General features: G+C 62.5%; 3 protein-coding genes. All 3 read left to right on the top strand.

Annotated features, from left to right (window positions below; all coding sequences use genetic code 11):
• A partial coding sequence (gene tnpA / locus ABEV74_RS01505; RefSeq protein ID WP_430142964.1) for an IS66 family insertion sequence element accessory protein TnpA occupies positions 1-309 on the top strand: 309 nt, incomplete at its 5' end.
• On the top strand, positions 309-665 hold the full coding sequence (gene tnpB / locus ABEV74_RS01500) for an IS66 family insertion sequence element accessory protein TnpB (protein WP_019124014.1): 357 nt from the start codon (positions 309-311) through the stop codon (positions 663-665). The genes tnpA and tnpB, both read left to right, overlap by 1 nt.
• A gap of 80 nt (positions 666-745) precedes the next feature.
• On the top strand, positions 746-2,308 hold the full coding sequence (gene tnpC, locus ABEV74_RS01495; RefSeq protein ID WP_430142963.1) for an IS66 family transposase: 1,563 nt from the start codon (positions 746-748) through the stop codon (positions 2,306-2,308).
• The last annotated feature ends 39 nt before the right edge of the window (positions 2,309-2,347 follow it).

Below are 2,347 nucleotides of genomic sequence, written 5' to 3'. Positions count from 1 at the left end.
GAAAATGAACGCAACGAGCAATGGCGGGAGCGGATCCGTGCCTATCGGGAAAGCGGACAGACCATGCGAGCATGGTGTGCCGCCCAAGAAATCCCGTTCAACCAACTGAAATACTGGCTGCGCAAACTGTCGCCGGGCAAACGGAAATCACCAACGACGACTTGGGTGACGGTCACCCCAACGCCGCCTTCATCGGCGGAAGCCTCCCCTCTCGTCGTCCGGATCGGCAGCGCATCCATCGACATCCGCCCCGGTTTCGATGCGTCCCTGCTCACGCAAGTGGTGCGGGTGCTGGAGGCGGGCTGCTGATGCTCCCCCTTCCCGAACGGATCGTCCTGGCCAGTGGCGCGACGGATCTGCGCAAATCGATCGACGGGCTGGCCGCCCTTGTCCAGGAAAGCTTTGGCTGCAGTCCGTTTGCGCCCACCCTGTTCGTGTTCTGCAACCGGCAGCGGGACAAGCTGAAAATGCTTTACTGGGAACACAACGGCTTCTGGCTGTTCTACCGTCGGCTGGAGCGCGGCACGTTCCGATGGCCGGAGCCGTCGGACGGAAGTAGCCTGACGATCTCCCTGCAGCACCGTCAATTGCGCTGGTTGCTGGACGGACTCGCGCTGGATCAGCGGCAGGCCCATCGGCCGGTGCACGCCGAGGTCGTCCTGTAACGGCTTTCCCATCGGCGTGTTCACCAAATCGCCATGCTCATCGGCAGGAAAGGAGCCCCGCTGTCGCGAAATCCATCATCATGGAAAACCGAGCGGACATCTCCCCCCCGACCTCCGAAGAGGTCATTCGACAATTAACCGAACAAGTGGCGGCGCTCAAGCTGCAGGTTGCCTGGTACGAAGAGCAATTCCGGCGGGCGCAGCAAAAACGTTTCGGCGCCTCCAGCGAACAAACGCATCCGGATCAACTGACGCTGTTCAACGAAGCCGAAGCGGAGGCCGATCCGAAGGCACCCGAGCCGACGGTCGAAACGGTGACCGTTCAGCGGCGGAAGAAAGCCAAAGGCGAACGGGAAGCGAAACTGGCGAACCTGCCGGTCGAAACGATCCACTATACGCTGGACGAAACGGAAGGCGTCTGCCCGGATTGCGCCGGGCCGCTGCATGCGATGAGCACGGAAGTGCGGCGGGAACTGAAGATCATTCCGGCGCAGGTGAGCGTCGCCCTCCATGTACGCCACGTGTACAGTTGCCGCTGTTGCGAGCAAACGGGCATGCGCACTCCAGTCGTGACCGCACCCATGCCGGCCCCGGCGTTGCCGGGCAGTCTGGCGTCGCCCTCCATGCTGGCGCACGTGATCCATCAGAAATACGTGAACAGCTTGCCGCTCTACCGGCAGGAAGAACAGTTCCGGCAATGGGGCATCGACCTGTCGCGGCAGACGATGGCCAATTGGCTGATCGCCGCCAGTGAGCGGTGGCTCGTTCCCTTGTACGATCTCTTCCATACCAAGCTTCTGGCGCAAGATCATGTCCATGCGGATGAAACGACGCTGCAGGTCCTGCGGGAGCCGGGCCGATCCGCGCAAGCGAAATCGTACCTGTGGCTGTATCGCACCGGGCGCGGAGCCGCGCCCGATGTCGTGCTGTACGACTACCGGACTGGACGCGGCAGCGAACACCCGGAGGCCTTTCTGACCGGGTTCACGGGGTACTTGCAGACGGACGGCTACAGCGGATATGCCAGGCTCAAGGGGGTTACGCAGTTGGGCTGCTGGGCGCATGCGCGGCGCAAATTTCACGAAGCCGTGCAGGCGACGCCGCCCGCGCAACGCGCCCAAACCGCCGCGGCGGAAGGGTTGGCCTTGTGCAATGCGCTGTTTGAAGTCGAACGCCGCTGGAAGGAGGCGACGGCGGAGGAGCGCCATGCAGCCCGCCTGGAGGAAAGCCAGCCGATTCTGGATCGGATGGCGGCTTGGCTTGAGGGCCAACGCGCGCGCGTGTTGCCCAAAGGGCTGCTCGGCACTGCGATCACCTACTGCACGAACCAGTGGCCGAAGCTCACTGCTTTTTTGCAGGACGGGCGGCTGGAGATCGACAACAACCGCAGCGAACGGGCGATCAAGCCGACGGTGATCGGCCGAAAAAATTTCTTGTTTAGCAACACGCCGCGCGGAGCAAGGGCCAGTGCGGTGTTATACAGCATCGTCGAAACGGCAAAAGCAAACCGGCTGAAACCGGAGGCTTATTTGCAGTACCTGTTCGAGCAACTGCCACAGTTGCCGAACTTGCAGGACGCCACCGCTCTGGAGAAGCTGGCCCCGTGGTCGCCCGCATTGCCGATCACGTGTCGCCTGTTCTGACGTTGTGCCCCGAACCGCTCTGACTGCTCAGTCAGGGCT

It is taken from the genome of Paenibacillus cisolokensis, from assembly GCF_050481165.1.
Lineage (GTDB): Bacteria > Bacillota > Bacilli > Paenibacillales > Paenibacillaceae > Paenibacillus_AH > Paenibacillus_AH cisolokensis.
Note: the sequence above shows the minus strand (reverse complement) of the source record. Positions and strands in the feature narration are given on the sequence as shown.